The following is a 22209-nucleotide window of genomic DNA, read 5'->3' as shown; positions in this document are numbered from 1 at the left end:
AGGTTAATCCCATAAATGCTGATAATAGCTTGTAAATAATCTCAAACCTTCCTCGATTTGTTTTTCAGCCTCTGTACTATGATTTCCTGCCAAGACTAACTCAAAAGCAAGAATCATTTTATTTAGATAGTCTAACCAGATGTAATTTAGCTCATCATCACTGAAATCTTGAGGATACTTTGAGTCTAAAACCCATGTAGGTAGAGATATATTGTCTTTTTTAATAATTAATTTTCTATATGATCGTAATATAGGGAGAATTTTGTGGGCAATTTCTTTCTTAGAGTCAGCATAATAAGAAATGGGGACAAAGCCGTACCCTTTAATCAAATTTCCCAACTTTTCTTTAAAGTCTATATAAGGCTTGATAGTCTTATCTAATAGATTACTTTTAATCATATTAGTTTGTTCCTAATTTAACGGCGTCTGCTGCTGGAACGGCTACGGCCGCGTGCCATACCACCTAAGGCATTGAGTACTGCCATTTTACTCATACTACCTGATGCATGAGCATGACAAATTGCTGCGGCAAGCGCATCCGCTGCATCTGCTTGGGGTTGAATAGTTAAATTAAGCAAACGCATTACCATAAGCTGTACTTGTTCTTTTTCTGCAGCGCCATAACCGACAACAGACTGCTTGATTTGACGTGCTGTGTACTCTGCGACCTGTAAATCTAGATTTACCAATGCAGCGATTGCCGCACCACGGGCCTGACCGAGCTTTAAGGCTGAATCAGGGTTTTGTGCCATAAACACTTGCTCTACGGCTGCTTCAGTAGGACCATGAAATTTAACGATACGTTCTACGCCCGCAAAAATACGTTTCAAACGTTCAGGCATTTCTTGTGTTTCAGTACGAATCGTCCCTGCATCGACAAAACGTAACTTGTTGCCATCTTTTTCGATAATTCCGTAACCCGTTATGCGTGAACCGGGATCAATACCAATAATTAATGACATGAAGCACTATATAAATGAAAGGATGTTGATATTGTTACATAATGGGCTTTTTACTGCATAATATTTTTGTAGAATTTTGAATTATAAAGAAATAGTTGTTTTATTGAGCGAATCTTAGTTGATTTATTCCATATCTGAAACTTTCGAGGCCATTTGCAAGTTTGGCTCAATCAGATTAAATGAGAGTGAGTTTTGAACGTTTTGTACGTAATTTAGACATTAATTGATAAATTAAGCGATTTTTATAAAAATAATTTGCATTGTGAGGGAGATGTGCGTATAAAGCTAACTCGTCGGTGCGGGATGGAGCAGTCTGGTAGCTCGTCGGGCTCATAACCCGAAGGTCGTTGGTTCAAATCCAGCTCCCGCTACCAACCGAATTAAATTAGTTATGCTCTGTGATGTATTTAAAGTTACTGTCTAAAAAGAATAGGCAGTAATGAAGTTAGCTGAAATAACCCTAAATAAAGCTAAAAATTATTAGATTCTAGAAATGTAGTTGTTATCTCTCATCTGTCTAGCGTTATAGTAAACAAAATCGATCACTTGAGCTCAGGAATGAGTGATTTTGTGTTAAAAATTATTAATGAATGGCGTGTAGCCAAAGCCAGCAATGGCAATGAAATTTGTGTGAGAATTATCCCATTGAAACGTCAGCAAAATACGTTGAACGGTTCAAAGTGGGTAGAGGTTGGAAAGAAAGTACTGTTGGAATCTGGTCAAGAAATTGACTTTAATTTAGACGGGAAAAGCTTCTATACAGATGTTAATCAGCTTTATCGATTAACATAAACAGTTCTTGCACTTGTAGTATCTATCTAATAACGATAGATTGTGTTAGGTCATTATTGAAAAATTTTGATCTAACTCATAAATGAACAAAGTTTAAAAGGTTTAAAAGTATGTCTGATACAGTTACTGGTACTGTTAAGTGGTTCAACGAAACTAAAGGTTTTGGTTTCATTCAAGCTGATTCTGGTGAAGATGTTTTCGCTCATTTCAGTGAAATCCAAAGCAAAGGCTTCAAAGTTTTGAATGAAGGCCAACGCGTTTCGTTTGTTCTTGGTCAAGGTAAAAAAGGACCACAAGCAACTCTTATTACTGTTATCTAAGTACTTTAGACCAGTGAAAAAAAAGCTCACAACATGTGGGCTTTTTTTGTGATTGAAAATAGGTGTAAAGCATATAAAACGAAACAAAATGATGAAAATGTAGTTTGCTATTTGAGGTCAAAATGGCATGAAATAATATGTTAAAATTTTATATAAGTATCAGATTTTAGAATTTAAAATAGCAGCAGCAATTTTAAACTTATGAAAATTAATATAAAAATATCATATTTATTCGTCTTAAATGCTTAGTCAGGTCTTGGAAAAAGAGGTTTGAGTCGAGATTGAGATTGCGTGAAAAATGTAAAGTCGTGTATAGTGAATGCTAACTAGAAGAATAACGCTGTTGATTCAGAAAATCTTGCATCTCATAGTTGTAGATAAACCTTTCGTTTTATCAGATTTCCTCTCAGAGTTTATGATTCCAAGTTGCTCGCTGCTAAGCGCCCCAAATTTTTTAAAATAGGTTTAAATATATGTCTAATACTGTGACTGGTACAGTTAAGTGGTTCAACGAAACTAAGGGTTTTGGCTTTATTCATGCAGACTCTGGTCAAGACGTTTTTGCTCATTTCAGCGAAATCCAAAGCAGTGGTTTCAAAGTTCTCCATGAAGGTCAACGCGTATCTTTTACGATTACAGAAGGTAAAAAAGGCCCTCAAGCAAGTGGTATCACTGTCGTTGCTTAAAACTAAGCACGATATATAAAAAAGCTCACTTTGGTGGGCTTTTTTATACCTTCATATTTTTGATTCTTAAGGCGCGTTTTTTTAAATTATTCTGTATTAACTGCCGATTTTTGTCATAAATTCACCATTTGGTTGAAAAATTGCACTAGCGAGATATACGACTTTTTGCTAATTTATTTCTATTGATTTGTTAGGCAAATTAATAAGTGTAGTACATTTAATGAGCGTGAGAGTTATGGAAAACTTGGAGCCGTATGCTCAAGGGTTTGAGCAAGAAGTTCATGTACATTGTAAAAGATCTTTAGGTACGTTGTTATTCAGCTTTGTGGTATTGATTGCAACGAGCTTATGAGAGAGAAAAGCACCTTCGGGTGCTTTTTTAAATTTGAGCTCATTCTATTTCAATAAAATTATCAATTCAAAAATTCTTCCTTATATTTTAAAACACAAAAATATGTATTGCTGCCCAATGCTTAAAGTTCTCTCATGTTGTTAACCTATCAAAATTATTGAAAGATTCTAGTTTTATTGTTCATTCTTGCTGGGATAAGCTTTGTCCATTATTGAGTAATAAATTGTTTTTAGGTGAATTTCAAATGTATGGCGATATAAAAAAACCAACGCATTTAGATGATGTTGTATTTAAAGAAAGCAAAGCATATAAAAATTCTAATGAGTGGAGCTGGGTCAACCCAAAGCATGGGCAGTTTGACCATCCTGCAAATTATTATGAAAGTTCTTTAGAGGACTGGCATTGTTTTGATGCTTTAACAGCAGATCAAGAATGTGATGTGGTGGTTATTGGTGGAGGATTACTCGGTGCTTCAGCCGCATTGCATTTGGCTGAGCAAGGTATTGAAACGATTTTAGTTGAAAAGAATCGTATTGGTTCTGCAGCCTCAGGTCGAAATGGTGGGCAGCTTACCCCAGGCCTTGCACGCTGGGAAGCCGAAGAGATGATTAAGCGCTTTAGTTATGAAGATGCAAAAAAACTTTGGCATTTTACCTCTACAGAAGCGATGACTTTAATTGATCAGATTGCAGAAAAGTATGATGTAAATCTAGCACGTAAGCGTGGACACATTACCGCTGCAGTGCATGAGGGGCATCTGATTGCTTTGACTCAAGGTGCAGATGCCCGAAAGTATTTGGGGGAAGATCACACTAAAGTAGTCGGTGAGTATGAATTAAAAGCATTGATCAAGTCTGACCTATATAAAGGTGGTTTGGTGGATGATTTAGGTGGGCATATTCATCCTTTGGCGCTAAACCGTGCTTTGGTACATGGCTTTTGTAAAAACGGTGGTCAAGTTTTTGAACAAACCGAAGTCAATTCAGTTTCTGAACAAGCAGATGGTATTTATGTTCAAACAGCGTCTGGTGTGATAAAAGCACGCAAAAGTGTTGTGATTGCTGTGCATCATAATGCATTTAAGTTATTGCCTAAAAAGAAGCAGACTGCGATTCCCTTCCACACTTATATCGCAGTGACGGCACCATTAGATGTGCCCATCACTGAATTATTGCCACATGATCATCCTGTTTACGATACGCAGTTACAGATTGATTATTATCGGGGTGTTTCGAATAATAGATTGCTTTTTGGTGGGCAAGGAACAGGTACAAGCTGGAGTGTAGGGCACATTAATCAATATTTGCTGGGTCGAGTCAATAAAGTGTTCCCACAGTTAAACAATGTTGAGATGGATTTCTGTTGGAGCGGTGTCAGTGATCTAACCATGAACGGCGCGACTGATAATCGTAAGTTTGGAAATAAGTATCCAATTTATGCAGTGCATGGTTGGAGTGGGCACGGTGTGGCGCAAACCGTGCGTATTGGTAAAGCAATTGCTGATGATTTTTCGGGTAAGAATGCGGATTATGCAATGCTCACTAAAATTCAACACAGCGATATTTTATTTGGTCGCCTATTGGCGCCATTGGCGATTCCAATGTCAAAAGGTTGGTATGGCGTTACTGGGATGCTCAATCCTGGCAAAATGGTTTCGTTTTAAATACCCATTTATATTAAAGTAATAAAAAATGCCTCTTAAATTAGAGGTATTTTTACGCAGCTTAGCAATACATGATAATGGCTTATAGAAAATGAGTGAGCCAATCAAATTGATTGATTTGATTTTTTTCTATAGATAGATAAAGATCATGTATTCGAAGAAGTAAAAAGGATGAATTCCATGGATATTGTACAAGTCAAAGATTTTTCTGCGACATTGGGTTACACACAGGCCATTATGGAGATGGATTCATGGGTGGATACGAGACCTTATTTTTATATTATTAAAGAGCATTATTTGGTCGATGAGGCGATTCGGTTGGAATACATCATTGTTCAATAAATTTTTCTCAACTGTTTAAATTTAGACCTGTCAGGTTTGATTGACACTAAATTATGTGGTGATTGAAAATTACCATTGCTGTGTTTCTATGTAATACCTACTATAGCCTATGTTTTTGTTTCAAATCATAGACATAATAATCTAAATAATTTTGTTATCTTTACTTTTTACTTTCTTAGAATTCAAATTATGAAAAAGATCTTACTTTTAGGTGCAATTGTCACTTCATTGGCAGCGTGTTCAGCAACACCAAATAAAGATATGACACCTCCAAAAATCGGTATGCCTAATCCGGCAAGCAAATACTGTGTAGACCAAGGCGGACAGCTGGAAATCCGCAACGAAGCCAATGGTCAGGTTGGATACTGTAAGTTGCCGAACGGTCAAGTGGTTGAAGAGTGGGAGCTTTTCCGCGCGAGCCAACCTAAATGTCTAGCAGATGAAGCGACCAAGTTAATTGGTCAGTCTGGACTAAGCGAAGAGCAAATCAAACAAAAAACCAAGTCTGAAATTGTACGTAGTGTTGGACCAAACCAGCCTGTTACGATGGATTATCGTGAAAACCGTGTGACCGTAACGATTGACCCTAAGTCTAAAAAAATTACTCAAGCAACTTGTGGTTAATTTTTAAAGTAGATTGTCTAAGCTCTCAATTTTGGGAGCTTTTTTATACAAGCTTTCATATTAGACTTGATAAATTAAGAAATGTACCCATCAATTAGTTTATTGAGTTTATTTTATTTGTTGTGTCAGGATTGATTCATCAAGATTGCACAAAGTTTTAATTTTAGAGATTTGACATGAATCTACTTCTTATCGTGGTATTTGGCACAATTGCTGAAGTTTTAGTTTGGATTGGCGTGGGCGACCTCGTTGGAAGTATGTGGTATGTCTTTTTCTGGTTCATCATCGCATTCTTTATTGGTTTAAACCTTGTTCGTTCAAGTACCTCAGGTATTATGCCGCAGTTACAACAAATGCAGATGACAGGGCAATTAGGTGCTGATCCAGCAGTGACCAAAAAACTTGCACTTGCAATGGCTGGTTTTTTGCTAATGGTTCCTGGTTTAATTTCAGATGTATTGGCGGTATTAGTATTAATTCCACCTGTTCAAACGGCATTCCGCAATGCACTGATGAAAACTATGGCAAAACGTCAGCAAGCTATGATGGATAAAATGATGGGTGGAATGGGTGGCGGTGCAGGTGCTGCAGGACAAAATCCATTTGCAGATCTGATGCGTCAGATGCAGGATATGCAAAACCAGCAAGGCGGTGGTCAATATCGTGACTCAACCATTATTGATGGTGAAGCACGTGAAGTGAAGCCTGATCAAAAGAAAATTGAATTTAAAGATGTGAACTAATTCAGTTCAATGTAGATAAAAAAGCACACCGATAGCGTGTGCTTTTTTTATATCTCATCTTTTTTATCTTGCTGAGCTTGTGTTTGTTTTGAAGTCGGAGTTGGGTTAACTTCCGCTTTGTTTTGCGGTTGATACTGGCTTGCTTGAAGTGTAGTGACTTCATTTTCTGATTGTTTGTATTTGCGACTACGATTTGCACGCTCGCGAAATCCACCTTTATTAATTAATTCGGTCATGATGTATTCCACAATTTCAAAAGACTATTTTATCAAATTATGTGAAAGATCAAAATAATATTAACCGCCTCAATATTTTCTTGGGCTTTGGAATCTAATCAAATTGTCATAAAAATTTGTTAATTTGAATGAATAGGTCAGAAAACTAGATTGAATTCTCATTTTTTTTCTCATAGGATAAAAGTGTGACATTTGAAAATGTTGTAAAAAGAAAATAAAAAATAAGTGGTAGGAGGAATTAATGATGTTATATCAATATCATTGTGCATGTTGTGACAAGGTCGTCGCATCAACAGATAAAGAGTGCCCATATTGTGGCTCTCATCATATCCGTAGTCCATACGGGATGTGGATGTTTTGTGTAGCGGCTTGTCTTGCAGTGGTCGTCGTGATTAAACTTGCGCATTTATATATTCAGCATCATCAAGAAGATCAGCCAGTTCAAAGCAATTCATTGTTTGAAATGTTTAAACAAGATAATACCGATTCGAATAAATAATTTTGGGGTAATAAAAAAGCTCGCAATTGCGAGCTTTCTTATGGAAGAGCAGTGTGGATTACAATCCAGCTGCATCTTTAAGCGTTTCAACTTTATCAGTTTTTTCCCAAGTAAAGGCAGAGTCTGAACCTTCGCGGCCAAAGTGACCATAAGCTGCAGTTTGCTTATACATTGGTTGGATCAGGTTAAGCATACGCGTGATGCCGTATGGACGTAAGTCGAAGTGTTCACGCACGAGTTGAATAATCAATTCGTCAGATACTTTACCTGTATTGAATGTATTGATTGAAATCGAAGTAGGTTCAGCAACACCAATTGCATAGCTCACTTGAATTTCACATTTGTCTGCTAAACCTGCAGCAACAATGTTTTTTGCTACATAGCGGCCAGCATAGGCTGCAGAGCGGTCAACTTTCGATGGATCTTTACCTGAGAAAGCACCACCACCGTGACGTGCCATACCGCCATAAGTATCGACAATAATTTTGCGACCTGTTAAACCACAGTCACCTACAGGTCCACCAATCACAAACATACCTGTTGGGTTGATGTGGAACTTGGTGCCCGCATGAAACATTTCAGCAGGAATGATCGGCTTAACGATCTCTTCAATAATCGCTTCTTTAAGCTGAATTTGAGAGATTTCAGGATCGTGCTGTGTTGATAATACAACGGCATCTAAACGAACAGGTTTGCCATTTTCATAAGCAAATGTTACTTGGCTTTTCGCATCTGGGCGTAACCATGGTAATGCACCTGAACGACGCAACTCTGCTTGACGCTCCATTAAACGGTGCGCATAAGAAATTGGTGCAGGCATAAGTACATCAGTTTCACGACTTGCATAACCAAACATTAAACCTTGGTCACCCGCACCTTGATCTTCAGGTTTCTGGCGGTCAACACCTTGTGCAATCTCAGGAGATTGTTTACCGATCATATTGATCACGGCACAAGTTGAACCATCAAAACCTAAATCAGAATGGTGATAACCAATGCCATTTACGGTTTGACGTACAATTGCTTCAAAGTCAACGTTTGCTGTCGTTGTAATTTCACCAGCAAGAACAACCGCACCTGTTTTTACTAATGTTTCACAAGCGACACGCGCATACGGGTCTTCTTTTAGGATTGCATCTAAAATTGCATCGCTAATTTGGTCAGCCATTTTATCTGGATGACCTTCGCTTACAGATTCTGAAGTAAAAACAGCATACTCGCGCATGAACGTCCTATCACTGGTATTTTCAAAAAGACAGAGTATGTTACATCGACTTGGCGGATAGGACTAGCATAAGCTGACTAAAAAGCAGGAATTTATTCTATTTTCATTATGTTTTTATTGATATGTGTATCAGTAAAATTGATATTTGGTGCTTTTTATATGAATAAAGCTGTAATCGACGGTCTAAATTTTTCCTAGATTGCTCAGTGTTCTGTTTATGACTTGAACATTTACCCACAGAATGCCAAATGAATGCGGGAAAAGTAAGAAATATCGTGTATTGCACTTTACCCACTGTCGTTTTTTTAAGACAATAGTCGCAGTTTTTGAAAGATGATTTCTCATCTTCTCTCATATTATTGATTTAATCGGATTCTGACTTATGACAACCCCTTTAAATGAACGTCGTATTGCAAATGCAATTCGTGTCTTGGCAATGGATGCTGTGCAACAAGCAAACTCAGGGCATCCAGGTGCTCCAATGGGGATGGCAGATATCGCTGATGTGGTTTGGCGTGAATTTTTAAATCATAACCCGACGAACCCACAATGGGCGAACCGCGACCGTTTTGTATTGTCGAATGGTCACGGCTCAATGTTGCAATATGCATTATTGCATTTGACAGGTTATGAGTTATCTATTGAAGATTTAAAACAATTCCGTCAATTACATTCTAAAACACCAGGTCACCCAGAATATGGCTATGCACCTGGTATCGAAACAACAACTGGTCCATTAGGTCAGGGTATTGCTAATGCGGTTGGTTTTGCGTTAGCTGAAAAAACTTTAGCTGCTCAGTTCAACAAAGACGGCTTGAATGTTGTTGATCATTTCACTTACTGTTTCTTAGGTGATGGCTGCTTGATGGAAGGTATTTCTCACGAAGTATGTTCACTTGCAGGTACTTTGGGGCTTGGTAAGCTTGTTGCGTACTACGACGACAATGGTATTTCGATTGATGGCGAAGTTGAAGGTTGGTTCAGCGATGATACTGAACAACGTTTCAAAGCGTATGGTTGGCAAGTTCTTCGTGTAGATGGTCATGATGCTGCTGCAATCCGTCAAGCGACTGTAGAAGCGAAAGCTGAAACCAATAAGCCAACGATCATTATCTGTAAAACGATCATTGGTTTAGGTTCACCAAATAAACAAGGTAAAGAAGACTGCCACGGTGCACCATTAGGTAAAGACGAAATCGTTTTAACCCGTGAAGCATTAGGCTGGAAAGAAGATTCATTTGTTATCCCTGAAGATGTTTATGCAGCTTGGGATGCAAAAGCAAAAGGTCAAACCTCTGAAGCAGCTTGGAATGAATTGTTTGCTCAATACCAAGCAAAATATCCAACTGACGCAGCTGAATTATTACGTCGTATTAATGGTGATTTACCTGCTGAATTTGCTGCACAAGCAGATGCATTTATTGCTGAAACCAATGCAAAAGCAGAAACCATTGCAACGCGTAAAGCAAGCCAAAATACTTTACAGGCATTCGGTCCATTACTTCCTGAATTATTAGGTGGTTCTGCTGACTTGGCGGGTTCTAACTTAACACTTTGGAAAGGTTGCCAAGGCGTACAAGAAAACCCAGCGGGTAACTACGTGTATTACGGTGTTCGTGAATTCGGTATGACTGCAATCGCGAATGGTGTGGCTTTACACGGTGGTTTCGTTCCTTACGTTGCAACATTCTTGATGTTTATGGAATATGCACGTAATGCAGTACGTATGTCTGCATTGATGAAGCAACGTGTGATTCATGTTTATACACATGACTCGATCGGTTTGGGTGAAGATGGCCCTACGCATCAACCAATCGAACAAATTGCATCGTTACGTGGTACACCAAACTTAAATACTTGGCGTCCATGTGACACAGTTGAGGCTGCTGTGTCTTGGAAATCTGCACTTCAACGTAAAGATGGCCCATCAGCTTTAATTTTCTCTCGTCAAAATTTACCATTCCAAGCACGTAATGAAGCTCAAATTCAAAACGTTGCAAAAGGTGGTTATGTACTTGCTGAAGAGAAAGGCGAGTTAAAAGCAATCATCATTGCAACAGGTTCAGAAGTTTCATTGGCAATGGAAGCATATGCACATCTTGAAGGTGTGCGTGTTGTGTCTATGCCATGCGCTGAAGAGTTTATGAAGCAAGATGCTGCGTACCGTGAAGCGGTATTGCCTGCGCATATCCGTGCACGTGTAGCGGTTGAAGCGGCTCATGTGGATTACTGGTGGAAGTTTGTTGGTTTAGACGGTAAAGTGATCGGTATGACCACTTACGGCGAATCTGCGCCAGCAAAAGACTTGTTCCAATTCTTCGGTATTACCACTGAAGCGGTTGTTGCTGCGGTTAAAGAACTGACTGCTTAATCGATCGAATTAAGTCGTATAAAAAAGCGCTCTGATTAGGGCGCTTTTTTACATATGTGAATTGAGTTTCTTAAAACAATAGTGATAGAACGTTAAAGAAATTATGAAATACTCTTTGGTTTTATAGGTGAATAAAAATTATTATGAATTACATACACCCACATTTATATTCAATAATTTGTAGAATCGCTGCTAACCAGACTTATTATTTTGAGTGTGATAACTGGCGTTTAAAACTTAGAGAAGCTTTATTTGAACAAAGTACCATGGCTGATCTAGATGTGGGTTTTGATAAAGAAATTCTTTGCACAGAGGATCCAAAACAAAATCTATATAAATATCAATTATTTAAATATACATACAGTTTAATTCAGAGTTTAAACGACGTTGAAAATTTATCTACTTGGCGGGTCTTTGGAGTCAATTGTATTGATACGTATGAAACACATTTTTTGAAGATGGCAAGCTTGGATATGGTTCATAATTTTGAAAAACCAGCATTTTTTCCGCAGTATAAGACCAAAATTATAGAACTGGTTAACATGCTTTTAATTAATAAGTTTGGTTATGAGTTAAGAAGTGTTGATGAAAAATACATTAAGTTGGACCAGATACAGGGGCTTTTCTACTGTCCAGATGACAAAAGTAAAGTGAATTGGTATGACTTAATTTATATGATTATAAGCCCAGAAGCAAAACAGATTATTCCTCCAAATATGTTGGAAGAGTTTGATTGTCAGGAACTGAATTATCAGTTCAAGATTAATTTTTTATAAAATATGGTCTCTAACATAAAGACCATATTTATATCTCTTACCCAATACTTAATTCACTCTGAATCGAAATATTTGACTTTAACAATTTATGAATCGGGCAGCTTTCAGCAACTTTTAATAAACGCTTATGCTGATCCTCGGTAAATTCACCTTTTAAGATAATTTTACGTTCAATATTATTTTGACCTGATTCTGGTTCACCGTTCGGATTTAAGGCTAAATCGACCTGAACATGCTCTAGCTTAATCCCTTTATGATTGGCGTACATTTCTAAAGTAATCGTTGTACAGGCACCTAAAGCTGAAAGTACCAGCTGAACAGGGTTAGGTGCAGTATCTTGACCACCTTTATCTGCAGGCTCATCTGCATACCAAATATGACCAGAAGGATCTGTCAACGTAACGCGATAAGGCGTAGATGTACTAAGTGCTTGTGCTGTATGTGTCATGTTTTACCTTGTTGTTTATCGTGAAGTATCTAAATCAAAATATACCCATTGATCATGTGATCTTGCTGATCAATTGTCCAGTATCGAATGGTCTTATGATATTGATTTTTGATAAGCGCTGTAACGCTTTTATTGTTGCACTGGTGAAACATATCGTTTTATAAAGACTAGTGAATAAAAATACTTGATCTATACACTAATCACTATATCAAACAAGGATACGAAAAATGCAATTTAAAACATTAAGCCTCGGTTTAGCAGTCGCTTTAGCGAGTTCTGTAACGTTGGCTGCACCTGTCGACTATAAAATTGACCCAACGCATACTGCGACAGTATTCAGCTGGAATCACTTTGGTTTCTCTACACCAAGTGCAAATTTCACTGACATCCAAGGTACGATAAAAGTTGATACTGCAAAACCTGCAAATTCATCTGTGGAAGTGACTATTCCTTTAAGCAGTGTAAATACCAATGTCGCTGCTTTGGATAAAGAGTTCCAAGAAGAAGCTTGGTTTAATGCTGCGAAATATCCAAACATTACCTTCAAAAGTACTAAAGTAGAAACCAAAGACAAAAAACACTTCAAAATTACAGGTGATTTAACGGTTAAAGGTGTGACTAAACCTGTGGTATTAGATGCTGTATTGAATAAACAAGGCGAGCATCCAATGGCGAAAGTACCTGCAATTGGTTTTAATGCAACAACCAGCTTTAACCGTTCAGCATTCGGTATTGGCAACTACGTTCCAAACGTAGGGGATAAGATCACTGTAAATATTACAACTGAAGCAACTGCTGCGAAGTAATATCACATGAATAAAAAAGCCTAGATCGTCATCTAGGCTTTTTTATATGAATTTGATGGTTGAAATAATTAAAATACTAATATTAGCTTTGAATAAGAATACTAATAAATAAGCCTTTATCCATTAGCTATGTTTTATCTTCGATCGCCGTTTGGATTGATAGATATAGCGAATGGAGTCGACCACTTCACCGACAAAAATACATTCTTCATCTAAAGGAATGATGTTGGGTTTGAATTCGGGATTCAATGCTTGCAGATATCTTGAATTATCAGTTTCGATCACTAGACGCTTAAATGTTGCATCTTCATGCTTTCTCACCACAATCATGTCACCCGACTGCATATCACTATATTGCACGGTTGGATCAACCAAGATGTAATCACCTTCATGAAAGACAGGGTAATTACTGAGGCCTTGTACTTTTAGATAGAAGCAGTGATCGCAATCATCTGGCAATGGCAGCCATTCTTCAACTTGTGTGATATCAACAGATTCCACATTGGTAAAAACACCCGCTTGGACCCAGGAGAGCACTGGAGCCATATTGGCTTTTACAGGGGAGATATTTGAACTATCTTCATGACCAGATTCTTTCGGTGTGGCATGGCCTTGACCCGTTTGTAACCAATAAGCATCTACACCTAGAAAATTAGCAATCGAAGGCAAATGTGATGATGAGCTTACCAGTCCTGTTTCAAGCTGGCTAAGTGCAGATTGTGTAATGCCGACAGCAGCAACCACATCTTTTTGAGACTTCTTGGCTTTTTTTCTTGCTTCTTTGAGCCGATCTTTAAGCATTTTAATGCACCTTAAATCAATAAATTAAGAATATTAGCAAGCTAATGTGAAGTCAAATTAGTATTCTTATTGAATTAATATTAGTTTGCTAATATAATTGTCTTATTCATTAGGTTAAATGCTGGAGGTGCGGCATGAACAAGGCAATCAATCCAAACATGCATATTAAGCAAAATCTTGATGCGGAAATTGAAGCATGGTTGGCTCAAGGCAACGTAATCACAAAGATCCAAAATACATATGAGCAGCGCTTGAAAGCAAGGCCAAATCATATGACTAAATTTGTATCACCAGAAAAAACCCAAAAAGAATTAAAGAAAAGTATAAGAATCGCCAATCAGGCAACAGATGCCCAAATTCAGATGTTTAGTCAGTGGTTGGATGCGCATAAGGGACGGGCAAAAGCATTGGTGGGTATTTTGGGCTGTGCACATAGTTATATTTCCCAAATCAAAAGTGCAACTCGGCCCTGTACTAAAGCTCGATTTGAAGAAATTCATCAGGCGATGAATATTGTTGAAGCGAGAGAAAAGTATCACTAAACGCAACAAATACAATGATCGCTAAATCACAAAATATATAAATCAATAAGAGGTGAAGTTATGAATACAAATGTAGCAAAGTTTGAAAAATTTGAATGGTTAATGCAGGGACTAAGTTTGCGTTCGCCAAATTTAGAGCCTTTTGTGCGTGGTACAGGCGAGAGAGCCTTGAGTTATGAAGATCGTTTGGGTGTGATTGCCTCAATGCAAAACCAATTGGCAAAGTCGGTCACTGCATTGATTGTGTTCGAACATAAAAGCAAGCAAGACTATGACGATGTCCGCCAGCATTTGGCTAAAGTATTTATTGAACAAGCCGTTCGAGATAAAAAGCGAGAGCCAGAACGTATTGCGATGTACCATTTGGCAGGATTGATAGCACGGATGGTATTGGATTTTGTATTAGATCCTGATCTAGAGGAAAACTATACAGCAAAAGGGCGTCTGGCTTATGCTGGGATCAGCCGCCATCAAATGAGTCTTGATTGTTATAGAAAGACATGGAAATGTTATGAGATTAAACTCATAAATGTGCTTGAAAATGCAATTCAAGAAGCAGAAATTGCAATAGAAAAATATAGGAAAGATACTTATAAAATAATGAAGGCATGATATTTTGTAGATATAATTATCAACTTTGTAATTATATTTATTCTAATTTTCTGTTAAAATATTCTTGATTAAAAGCTCATTTTTATGTGGGCTTTTAATATGTGGATAATATAAATATATCTAAAAAGAAGGAGAATATTAATGTTAAAAAAACATTCACCCATTTTGACTTTAATCGTTATTGTCTGCGGCGGAATTTTCTATTCAATGTATAGCTCGAATTCATTGTTTCCGAGGAAGCCTGTTCGATTAGATTCTAGATGCTATGGCGTCGATGTTCCTAAATCAATAAAATACAATCAGATGGGAAATTTTTGCTCATGTGTCCATGTCGGTGGACATGTAAGCAAAGAGGAAAACTACAAATATTGTGTAAACCTTTTTAATTCTAAATAGAAATGATATCAAAAAACGTATATAAATAATTTAATGATTGAAATTTGATTGGGGCGGTTAATTTTAGTATTCATGTATTGGTTTTAAAAATTAAAGAAAGAAATATTTACAAAGAGCCAGTGATTTAATGATTCCATTTTTGAGGAAACTAAGCTATAGTTTTATTATTCTGGTCGTAATATAAAATTTTCGATCATATATTAAGAAGCTCATTTGATAGATGGGCTTTTTTTATTGCCTAAAACTCGGTTTCTTATAGATGCCGAGTTTTTTTATATCTACGGATTGTTGGTTGCTGTCTATTGATGGCGGCTTAAAGCCAAAAATAACTGAAGGTGATTAAAATGAATTGTACAAATAAAATGATGCTGGGCACTTTCTCCATTAAACACTTAGATATTCTTTCTTATGCCGAGATTGTGCCTGCGATTATGCAAACAACAGCTGATCTCACAGCGACTGCATATATTGAAGGGAATGCTCAATTAGGTTCTGTCAAAGTGAAGGATGCGTGCCAAGTATCTTTATCTGCTTATTTCCAAGCACAGAGAGGTCAATTTTCTTTTAGCGGCGCAAATACAGCGCAACGGTCAATTGTCATTTTAGGTGTGGATCATCAACCTGAACATCAGGTGAAGTTAAACCAAGTTGAGCGTGGATTTGTCATTCATAGCTATTTTTTGGATGATAAATTTGTGGTGACTTTGGGCGAATATAATAGTCTGAATAACGTCACTTTTATTGAAGCTAACCCCTCAGAAAACCCAATTGTGACCTTTGAGATTACTGGTTCTCAATCGATGAAGGTCTATGTTGACTATGAACTTGTTGGAGAGTGGCATTCAAGCAATTCCCTAAAGTTGCCGAAGTATTATCACATTGTTGCACAAGAAGATTTAAAGCAACTGGATTTTGATCTGCGAGAGGCTTATGTCAGCTTGGATTATAAAATGCCATCAGCACTTGAAGACAATATCTATTATCACTTAACCAGTAAAGGCGAAATCTTGGGCTTACAAGTGAATGCAGGTGATTTTGTACAGTTTCATGCTCAGCAAAGTTGGATGACGCATTATCCACAATAGTATGAATTTAAATTAAATAATTAAACAATGGTGATCAGAATGAATTGAGAGTAGTCGGTTATGCGGTTTTGCTTAAAATGTCAATCGAGGCCTTAACTTTGCATAAGTTAGGGCCTTTCTATTTATGGAGGAAAAATAATGACAGAGTTTGTTTCAACGGGTGCAGGGATTGCAGCCGTAATTAAATCTTATGGAGTTTTTTTTATTGTCATGATGGCACTCACTTTTATGTTTTTGGCTTGGATGGTTGTGATTATGACTCGGCTACCCAAGTCTCGACGAGAATGGGTGGTTTCACTCATTTCAACAGCAGTTGGCAGCATTGCAGGAGGTGCTTTTGTGATTCAGCATTTTGGCTTGCAAGAGTGGAGTCAAAACCCGTATGGCGCATTTGCCTTGGGAGGTTTGTACTTCCTTTGCGGTTTACCAGTATGGGCAATTATTCGTTGGACCTTTAATTATATTAATGCACGAGAAGATTCAACCATTTTGGATGTAGCAAAAGAGGTGAAAGACTTTAAAGACAAATTCTAAAGAAAAAACAATCCAATGCCGCCTTCGGGCGGTTTTTTATTATAAAGAGGAAAATGACATGAAAATAACAGAAGACGGTTTCGATATTTTGCGCCACACATTTGGAAAATTAAGTCAGTTGCAGGTAGATGGAATCAATTTTCTGGTTTCAGTGCTTGATGAAGATGGGGCGATCACATCTGCCCAAGCCGCTTATATCTTGGCAACAGCTTGGCACGAAACGGCTAAAACCATGCAACCCGTGATTGAATATGGTTCAGAAAAGTATCTAAAGTCTAAGCAATATTATCCCTATATCGGCTATGGCTATGTGCAATTGACCTGGTTGGCAAACTATAAGCGAATGGGGGATTACTTAAAAATTGACTTAGTGAAAAATCCGAAACTGGCTCTACAAGCAGATATTGCAGCCCGTGTCATGATTGTTGGAATGAAAAGAGGGATGTTTACCGGTAAGAAATTGTCTGATTACATCTGCCAAAATAAGAAAGATTATATAGGTGCTCGTCGAATCATTAATGGAACGGATAAAGCTGAGTTGATTGCTGGGTATGCAGAGACATTTGAGGCAGTCTTGCACGCTTCAGAAGTCACGATTTTGTCTTGTTGAAAGAATAGAAGTTCACATCGAATCGATACGAACTTCTACTTTCATGTGATTTAGTCTGTGAATTTATGCCGTGGCATTAAATGCATCCGCATAAACCACTTCACCTGTCGGGACATCTTCTGTAAATGGCAATATCTGGAAATATTCGGCAGGGACACCAGCTAATACCAGTCTTGAATCTGCTTTGAAACCGAATCGGCCGTAATACTGTGGGTCACCAAGTAGAACGCAACCGACAGCATCTAAATCTTTGAGTGCTTCTAAGCCAGCATGCATCAGTTTAGAACCTACTCCTTGACCTTGATATTCTGGAAGTACCGAGATCGGACCAAGTCCATACCAACCAGTTGTGCCATCCGAAATCTGCACGGGTGAAAAGGCAATATGACCAATAATCTTATTGTTATAATCTGCGACTAGGGAAAGCGTGAGCTGATTGGAGTTACGTAGCGCATTCACAATAAATTGCTCGGTATGGCTTGAATGCTCTTCTGTTGCAAAAGCAACTTTGGTTAAATCAAAAATGCTTTGAATGTCAGATGGGTTTTCATCGCGAATGTGTATATTCATCTTCATTTTCTCTTGTGTTTCCTGATCTAAAATTGCTCGAATTTGTTTGAGTAGTGGAGAATCATTTGTATATTTCTCTCCATAACTTAAGTTAAATTCATAATCAAAATCAGGTGAGTTGATTCCTTGATTGTGTTGAAGGATCGTTTCTAACTTATCTAGTGCCTTAACGATTTTTGCTTCTGGTGTTGTTGCATCTTCATATTCTTGCCAGAGTGATCGAATCAATATTTGAGGTTGATCATCTAAACATTCGGTTAATTGATAAAGATCCTGTTTTTCCTGCTGATTCTTAGTTGGAAATTGATCTTTCAGAATTGCTGGAATATCACCATGAATGGCTTCGCCAAGATCATGAATTAAACACATTTTTAGTAATTTCTCCAAATCAATGTCTTTAAATTGATCTGCAAAAACCACCGCCATTAAGCATAAACGCCAGCTGTGTTCAGCGGTACTTTCCTGACGGCCGTTCGATGTATGCGAAAAGCGAGTCACGTTTTTTAATTTTTCCGCTTCACGTAAAAATGTTAAGCGATTTTGAATTAGGTTTAGTTCCATTTTCTTTCTCAAAAATAAACCATATGTAATTTGGATAGACCCGATTGACCTAACAGTAGGATAGACATATCTAAGAGCAATCATGGGTTATCCAAACCCTATGATTGTTGGTTAACGATTGTCTAACTGAGGACGTACAGATCTAAGCCCATGTAGGTTAATTTGATAGGGCTGCCCATTACAGGATTTGATCAGTCTTTTCTTTCTTAGCTTATTAAAAACTTCCAGGTTGCAATCAGACAGCAAGAAACCTTCTCGGCTATAGCATTCTACAGCGATGGTTTGACCAGCGTCATTAAGAAGTTTTACGATTTTTCCGCCTTTAGCCAAGACGTGAAGTGTCCGTTGTTCGGACTTAGATAAGTTCATGTTGTTATCCAGATATAAGTAATCAGAAGCAAAGTTAGGCTTGAAGCCAAAAAATTCGCGAAGATAACTAATTTCAATATGTGATTGAAATGTAGTTACCAGATTACTGCTATCTCCAACATAAAACCCTCGATATGGATGCGATACGATGTGTATCGCTAGAAATACTAAAGCAAGATAAATTAAAAAGCAATAATTGCGTGAAAAATAACATTTTGAACTAGAGTCAAATCTTATTTTTTCGGTCGTTTTTCTTTGAGACGTAAATAGGCTGGTACAGATTTCTTTGCTTGCCGACGTAGCATAACTTTAATATATAACACGATAGCAAAACATGCGGTGGCAACAGTGAGCATCAGGCTATTCATATAGCTCATAACAGAACTAACGTAACCTATGGTTGCTAAACGACGCTGCATACGCTCAACTTGAGTACTGGATTCAATTCCTGTGATTGCCCATGTGCATAAATGCTCACAGTTATTAATAATGAGGTGATAATGGTTTTCATGCATGCGTGAGCGCATACGCCGTACAACAGCTTTGGCTTTGTAGCGTGGGGCTTGATAATGTCTCGTATAAATTGGCTTACCACGGGCAAAACGCTGGATAGACGTCATTTCAATCGGATGCTTTTTAAAAATATGAGCAAATCCAGAATAATGAATAACCCGTCCACGACCTGCATAGATACCATGATGGCTATAGCCAAAGTGTTTTACGATGAGGTGAGCGCCAATTGAATAGCGCGGGTGTTTTTGCTGCATGTCGATACTATGATGTTTACACTGGTATTTTAGTGAAAAAATGTGAATCAATCGAGCCTATTTGCAGCATCAAGTTCATGATTATGTGTGGTGTTTGTATCTGCTATTTTGCAGTATGCCTTGCTATGGGATAATGAGGTAAATCTAGGCTTAACTTCGTATTTATGATGAAAAAATGGTTTTTCCTATCGTTTGCATTTTTAGCGAGTTCACCTGTACATGCGATGCAGCATGAAACCTTGCAATTGAATCAACAAAAATATGATGTGATTAAAGTTGAGCATCTAAATCAGTTGCAACTATTTTTAAAGCAACCTCAGAGCAATCGTTATTATCAGAAGTTTGCAGCTATCCAAAAAGCGCTACCTGCTTGTGAGGAGCTTAATTTTGCAATGAATGCAGGAATGTATCATGCAGATTTTCAACCCGTAGGTTTGTATATCGAAAATGGCAAGGAGTTGGCTAAGCTTAATGTCGCGAAGGGCTTTGGTAATTTCTTTATGCAGCCTAATGGTGTGGTTGCTTGGAATGACCAACAGGCTGTGATTAAAAGCACTGCTGATTATAAGCATGATCAATTTAAAGCAAAATTTGCAACACAGTCAGGGCCAATGTTGGTCTATCACGGGAAAATCAACAGCCAGTTTATTGCTGACTCGAATTCATTAAAAATTAGAAATGGGGTGGGTATTAAAGGAAATCAGTTATATTTTGTGATTTCACAGCAACGCGTCAGTTTTTATCAATTTGCCCTGTTTTTTAAGCAGCAGTTGAAAATAGACAATGCATTGTATTTAGATGGCTCGATTTCCAGTGTATATTCAGCACAAACCAAACGCCATGATAAAACTTTTAATTTAGGGCCAATCGTTGCAGAAGTGAATAGAGAGAAATGCATGTAATACTAATGACCCTAATCTCTTGATAGAAAGAGATTAGGGGGTCTTATTTTTATTGGATCGGCGGCTTGATCATCGCAAGTAATTCTTTGCGGCTGTAGCCTCGAGAAATCAGTACTTTCTTGATGCCTTTAATGACATCTTCATCTGTTGCTTTCACTAAAGCATCCAACAGTTGTTCATTGGTTTTGCATGAACAATCATTTTCAACGCAAGAAGTTTGGTTCTTGTGTTCGTTATATTGTTCATCTGCATTGAACAGTTTTTGCCAAAAACTCATAGAGCCTTCATATACAACCTAACATAGGTCGAAATATAGCCGCTTTAAAATAAAATACAAGTCAGCTTAAGTGATAAAAGCAGCAGTTAAACTTCAATTTTTTCGATGAGTCTTTTAAAGTTTAACGAAATTATGACATTTGAATGACTTGACCTTTGAAAAATATCATTTTTTTATAAATATACTTCGAATAAAAATAAAGGGTTACTCGAACCCTTTATAAATTACTGTTACGTTGAAATAATTTGTTTAAATCTTTTCAAGCAAAACACCTGATTCCACATGATGGGTAAAAGGGAATTGATCGAACATGGCAAACTTCACAATTCGATGGGTTTGGCTAAGTGTTTTTAAGTTGTCATGCAAGGTATCTGGGTTACATGAAATATAGAGAATACGTTCAAAACCTTGTAATAGTTTGAGCGTTTCATCATCGATGCCTGCACGTGGTGGATCAACAAAAACCGTGTCAAAGTCGTAGCTTTGCATGTCGATTTCAGCTTCTTGTAAACGTCGGAATTCACGTTCACCTTGATAAGCCTGAGTAAACTCTTCGGCAGATAAACGCGCCACTTGAATATTCTCAATCTGGTTTTGCTCAATGTTCCATTGCGCCGCGTAGACTGAAGACTTAGCCAGTTCAGTTGCGAGTACACGTTTGAATTTCAACGAGAGTGGTAAGGTAAAGTTACCATTACCACAATATAATTCTAAAAGGTCTTTTTCGGACTTCTGTACAGCATCACAAGCCCATTCCAACATATGTTGACACACTTGCGCATTCGGCTGGGTAAAACTACTTTCAATTTGTTTATATTTAAAGGTGCGACCGTGAACATTAAGTTGTTCAACCACATAGTCATCGCCAATAATCACTTTCTGGCCACGGCTACGGCCCATGATTTTAATATTCAGTTTTTCAGCTAAGGCTTTAGCCGCTGTTTCCCATTCAGCATCTAATTTACGGTGGTAAATCAGGGTGACCAACATCTCTCCACTTAAGGTTGAGAGAAAGTCTGCTTCAAAAACACGTTGCGATAAAATAGGAACTGCTTTTAATTCATCTAATAGACGTGGCATCAAATCATTGATGCTTTGATCTGCAATCGGAAACGCATCCACGCGGATAACTTCTTTTTGTTTACCATCTTCAGCACGTTCAAACATGGCATAGAACAAATCATCTTCGGTATGCCAGAGACGGAATTCGGCACGCATACGGAAATGTTGGTCAGGCGATTGAAACACTTCTAAAGCTGGTGGATTGAACGATGCAAACTGTGTGGTAATACGTTCAACTTTCTCTTGAAGTTGCTGTTGGTAAGATGCGGTCATAAA

The 22209-nt window shown here is 37.7% G+C and carries 28 protein-coding genes and 1 tRNA gene; 18 read left to right on the top strand and 11 right to left on the bottom strand.

The annotated features are described in order from the left end of the window. Positions 1-3: 3 nt before the first annotated feature. Together FPL17_RS06840 and ruvC are read right to left on the bottom strand one after the other, a co-directional pair. A complete protein-coding gene (locus tag FPL17_RS06840) occupies positions 4-399 on the bottom strand; it encodes a hypothetical protein (RefSeq protein WP_159884132.1) in 396 nt (131 codons plus the stop codon). A gap of 17 nt (positions 400-416) precedes the next feature. Beyond that, positions 417-962, bottom strand: coding sequence for a crossover junction endodeoxyribonuclease RuvC (gene ruvC, locus FPL17_RS06835; protein WP_005152354.1), 546 nt, complete (start codon positions 960-962; stop codon positions 417-419). Between the two features lie 297 nt (positions 963-1259). On the opposite strand from ruvC, the gene FPL17_RS06830 reads away from it, so the two are divergent. The 8 genes from FPL17_RS06830 (at position 1260) to FPL17_RS06800 (ending at position 6484) form a co-directional block, all read left to right on the top strand. Further along, positions 1260-1336, top strand: a tRNA-Met gene (locus tag FPL17_RS06830). Positions 1337-1520: 184 nt separating this feature from the next. Beyond that, a complete protein-coding gene (locus FPL17_RS06825) occupies positions 1521-1754 on the top strand; it encodes a hypothetical protein (protein WP_005152356.1) in 234 nt (77 codons plus the stop codon). Between the two features lie 110 nt (positions 1755-1864). Beyond that, a complete protein-coding gene (locus FPL17_RS06820; protein WP_004653101.1) occupies positions 1865-2074 on the top strand; it encodes a cold-shock protein in 210 nt (69 codons plus the stop codon). A 473-nt stretch (positions 2075-2547) separates the two neighbouring features. Then, positions 2548-2760, top strand: coding sequence for a cold-shock protein (locus FPL17_RS06815; protein WP_004807774.1), 213 nt, complete (start codon positions 2548-2550; stop codon positions 2758-2760). A 596-nt stretch (positions 2761-3356) separates the two neighbouring features. Then, complete coding sequence (locus tag FPL17_RS06810) at positions 3357-4775, top strand: NAD(P)/FAD-dependent oxidoreductase (RefSeq protein ID WP_159884130.1); 1419 nt, start codon at positions 3357-3359, stop codon at positions 4773-4775. Between the two features lie 180 nt (positions 4776-4955). Next, positions 4956-5117: a hypothetical protein gene (locus FPL17_RS18750; RefSeq protein WP_167515359.1), complete on the top strand. Its 162-nt coding sequence runs from the start codon at positions 4956-4958 to the stop codon at positions 5115-5117. Between the two features lie 189 nt (positions 5118-5306). After that, positions 5307-5741 carry a putative hemolysin gene (locus tag FPL17_RS06805; RefSeq protein WP_159884128.1) on the top strand — a complete coding sequence of 145 codons (435 nt, stop codon included), beginning with the start codon at positions 5307-5309 and terminating at the stop codon, positions 5739-5741. A gap of 176 nt (positions 5742-5917) precedes the next feature. Next, positions 5918-6484, top strand: coding sequence for an FxsA family protein (locus tag FPL17_RS06800; RefSeq protein WP_005189327.1), 567 nt, complete (start codon positions 5918-5920; stop codon positions 6482-6484). A 47-nt stretch (positions 6485-6531) separates the two neighbouring features. On the opposite strand, the gene FPL17_RS06795 is transcribed toward FPL17_RS06800, so the two are convergent. Beyond that, the gene (locus FPL17_RS06795; RefSeq protein WP_151717084.1) at positions 6532-6720 is read right to left on the bottom strand and encodes a hypothetical protein; all 189 of its coding nucleotides are present in this window, start codon (positions 6718-6720) and stop codon (positions 6532-6534) included. A gap of 241 nt (positions 6721-6961) precedes the next feature. Here FPL17_RS06795 and FPL17_RS06790 point away from each other — a divergent pair, with 241 nt between their 5' ends. Beyond that, positions 6962-7219: a hypothetical protein gene (locus FPL17_RS06790; RefSeq protein ID WP_005189320.1), complete on the top strand. Its 258-nt coding sequence runs from the start codon at positions 6962-6964 to the stop codon at positions 7217-7219. A gap of 58 nt (positions 7220-7277) precedes the next feature. On the opposite strand, the gene metK is transcribed toward FPL17_RS06790, so the two are convergent. Beyond that, on the bottom strand, positions 7278-8444 hold the full coding sequence (gene metK / locus FPL17_RS06785; RefSeq protein WP_005293361.1) for a methionine adenosyltransferase: 1167 nt from the start codon (positions 8442-8444) through the stop codon (positions 7278-7280). Between the two features lie 382 nt (positions 8445-8826). Here metK and tkt point away from each other — a divergent pair, with 382 nt between their 5' ends. Next, on the top strand, positions 8827-10815 hold the full coding sequence (gene tkt, locus FPL17_RS06780) for a transketolase (protein WP_159884126.1): 1989 nt from the start codon (positions 8827-8829) through the stop codon (positions 10813-10815). Between the two features lie 143 nt (positions 10816-10958). Further along, on the top strand, positions 10959-11591 hold the full coding sequence (locus FPL17_RS06775) for a hypothetical protein (RefSeq protein WP_159884124.1): 633 nt from the start codon (positions 10959-10961) through the stop codon (positions 11589-11591). Between the two features lie 37 nt (positions 11592-11628). Here the strand turns inward: FPL17_RS06775 and FPL17_RS06770 are convergent, their stop codons facing one another. Next, complete coding sequence (locus FPL17_RS06770) at positions 11629-12039, bottom strand: OsmC family protein (protein WP_159884122.1); 411 nt, start codon at positions 12037-12039, stop codon at positions 11629-11631. A gap of 227 nt (positions 12040-12266) precedes the next feature. On the opposite strand from FPL17_RS06770, the gene FPL17_RS06765 reads away from it, so the two are divergent. After that, on the top strand, positions 12267-12845 hold the full coding sequence (locus tag FPL17_RS06765) for a YceI family protein (RefSeq protein WP_005189293.1): 579 nt from the start codon (positions 12267-12269) through the stop codon (positions 12843-12845). 123 nt (positions 12846-12968) lie between these two features. Here the strand turns inward: FPL17_RS06765 and FPL17_RS06760 are convergent, their stop codons facing one another. Next, positions 12969-13646: a LexA family protein gene (locus FPL17_RS06760; protein ID WP_005189291.1), complete on the bottom strand. Its 678-nt coding sequence runs from the start codon at positions 13644-13646 to the stop codon at positions 12969-12971. A gap of 134 nt (positions 13647-13780) precedes the next feature. Between FPL17_RS06760 and FPL17_RS06755 the strand changes: the two genes are divergently transcribed. The 5 genes from FPL17_RS06755 (at position 13781) to FPL17_RS06735 (ending at position 17425) form a co-directional block, all read left to right on the top strand. Next, positions 13781-14188, top strand: coding sequence for a hypothetical protein (locus tag FPL17_RS06755; protein ID WP_159884120.1), 408 nt, complete (start codon positions 13781-13783; stop codon positions 14186-14188). A 60-nt stretch (positions 14189-14248) separates the two neighbouring features. Further along, positions 14249-14800: a hypothetical protein gene (locus FPL17_RS06750; protein WP_159884118.1), complete on the top strand. Its 552-nt coding sequence runs from the start codon at positions 14249-14251 to the stop codon at positions 14798-14800. A gap of 740 nt (positions 14801-15540) precedes the next feature. Continuing rightward, entirely contained in the window at positions 15541-16281 is a 741-nt protein-coding gene (locus FPL17_RS06745) for a hypothetical protein (protein ID WP_159884116.1), read from the top strand. Between the two features lie 138 nt (positions 16282-16419). Continuing rightward, positions 16420-16815: a hypothetical protein gene (locus FPL17_RS06740; RefSeq protein WP_004807705.1), complete on the top strand. Its 396-nt coding sequence runs from the start codon at positions 16420-16422 to the stop codon at positions 16813-16815. 58 nt (positions 16816-16873) lie between these two features. Beyond that, positions 16874-17425 (top strand): hypothetical protein, encoded by a 552-nt coding sequence (locus tag FPL17_RS06735; protein ID WP_159884114.1) that lies wholly within the window; start codon positions 16874-16876, stop codon positions 17423-17425. Positions 17426-17488: 63 nt separating this feature from the next. Here the strand turns inward: FPL17_RS06735 and FPL17_RS06730 are convergent, their stop codons facing one another. The 3 genes from FPL17_RS06730 to FPL17_RS06720 all read right to left on the bottom strand — a co-directional run bounded on the left by FPL17_RS06730 (position 17489) and on the right by FPL17_RS06720 (position 19692). Then, on the bottom strand, positions 17489-18556 hold the full coding sequence (locus FPL17_RS06730; RefSeq protein WP_159884113.1) for a bifunctional HD family hydrolase/N-acetyltransferase: 1068 nt from the start codon (positions 18554-18556) through the stop codon (positions 17489-17491). 111 nt (positions 18557-18667) lie between these two features. Next, the gene (locus FPL17_RS06725) at positions 18668-18925 is read right to left on the bottom strand and encodes a YjhX family toxin (protein WP_159884111.1); all 258 of its coding nucleotides are present in this window, start codon (positions 18923-18925) and stop codon (positions 18668-18670) included. Between the two features lie 233 nt (positions 18926-19158). After that, a complete protein-coding gene (locus FPL17_RS06720) occupies positions 19159-19692 on the bottom strand; it encodes a lecithin retinol acyltransferase family protein (RefSeq protein WP_159884109.1) in 534 nt (177 codons plus the stop codon). 164 nt (positions 19693-19856) lie between these two features. On the opposite strand from FPL17_RS06720, the gene FPL17_RS06715 reads away from it, so the two are divergent. Continuing rightward, on the top strand, positions 19857-20594 hold the full coding sequence (locus tag FPL17_RS06715; protein ID WP_159884107.1) for a phosphodiester glycosidase family protein: 738 nt from the start codon (positions 19857-19859) through the stop codon (positions 20592-20594). 49 nt (positions 20595-20643) lie between these two features. Here FPL17_RS06715 and FPL17_RS06710 read toward each other — a convergent pair whose 3' ends face one another. Further along, positions 20644-20871 carry a hypothetical protein gene (locus FPL17_RS06710; protein WP_004653128.1) on the bottom strand — a complete coding sequence of 76 codons (228 nt, stop codon included), beginning with the start codon at positions 20869-20871 and terminating at the stop codon, positions 20644-20646. A gap of 249 nt (positions 20872-21120) precedes the next feature. Then, positions 21121-22206, bottom strand: a complete 1086-nt coding sequence (gene trmA / locus FPL17_RS06705; RefSeq protein WP_159884106.1) for a tRNA (uridine(54)-C5)-methyltransferase TrmA — start codon at positions 22204-22206, stop codon at positions 21121-21123. Positions 22207-22209: the final 3 nt, after the last annotated feature.

This window comes from Acinetobacter dispersus, from assembly GCF_009884975.1.
GTDB classification, from domain to species: Bacteria; Pseudomonadota; Gammaproteobacteria; order Pseudomonadales; family Moraxellaceae; genus Acinetobacter; species Acinetobacter dispersus.
The sequence above is the reverse complement of the archived record's forward strand: the minus strand, read 5'-3'. Positions and strand labels throughout refer to the sequence as shown.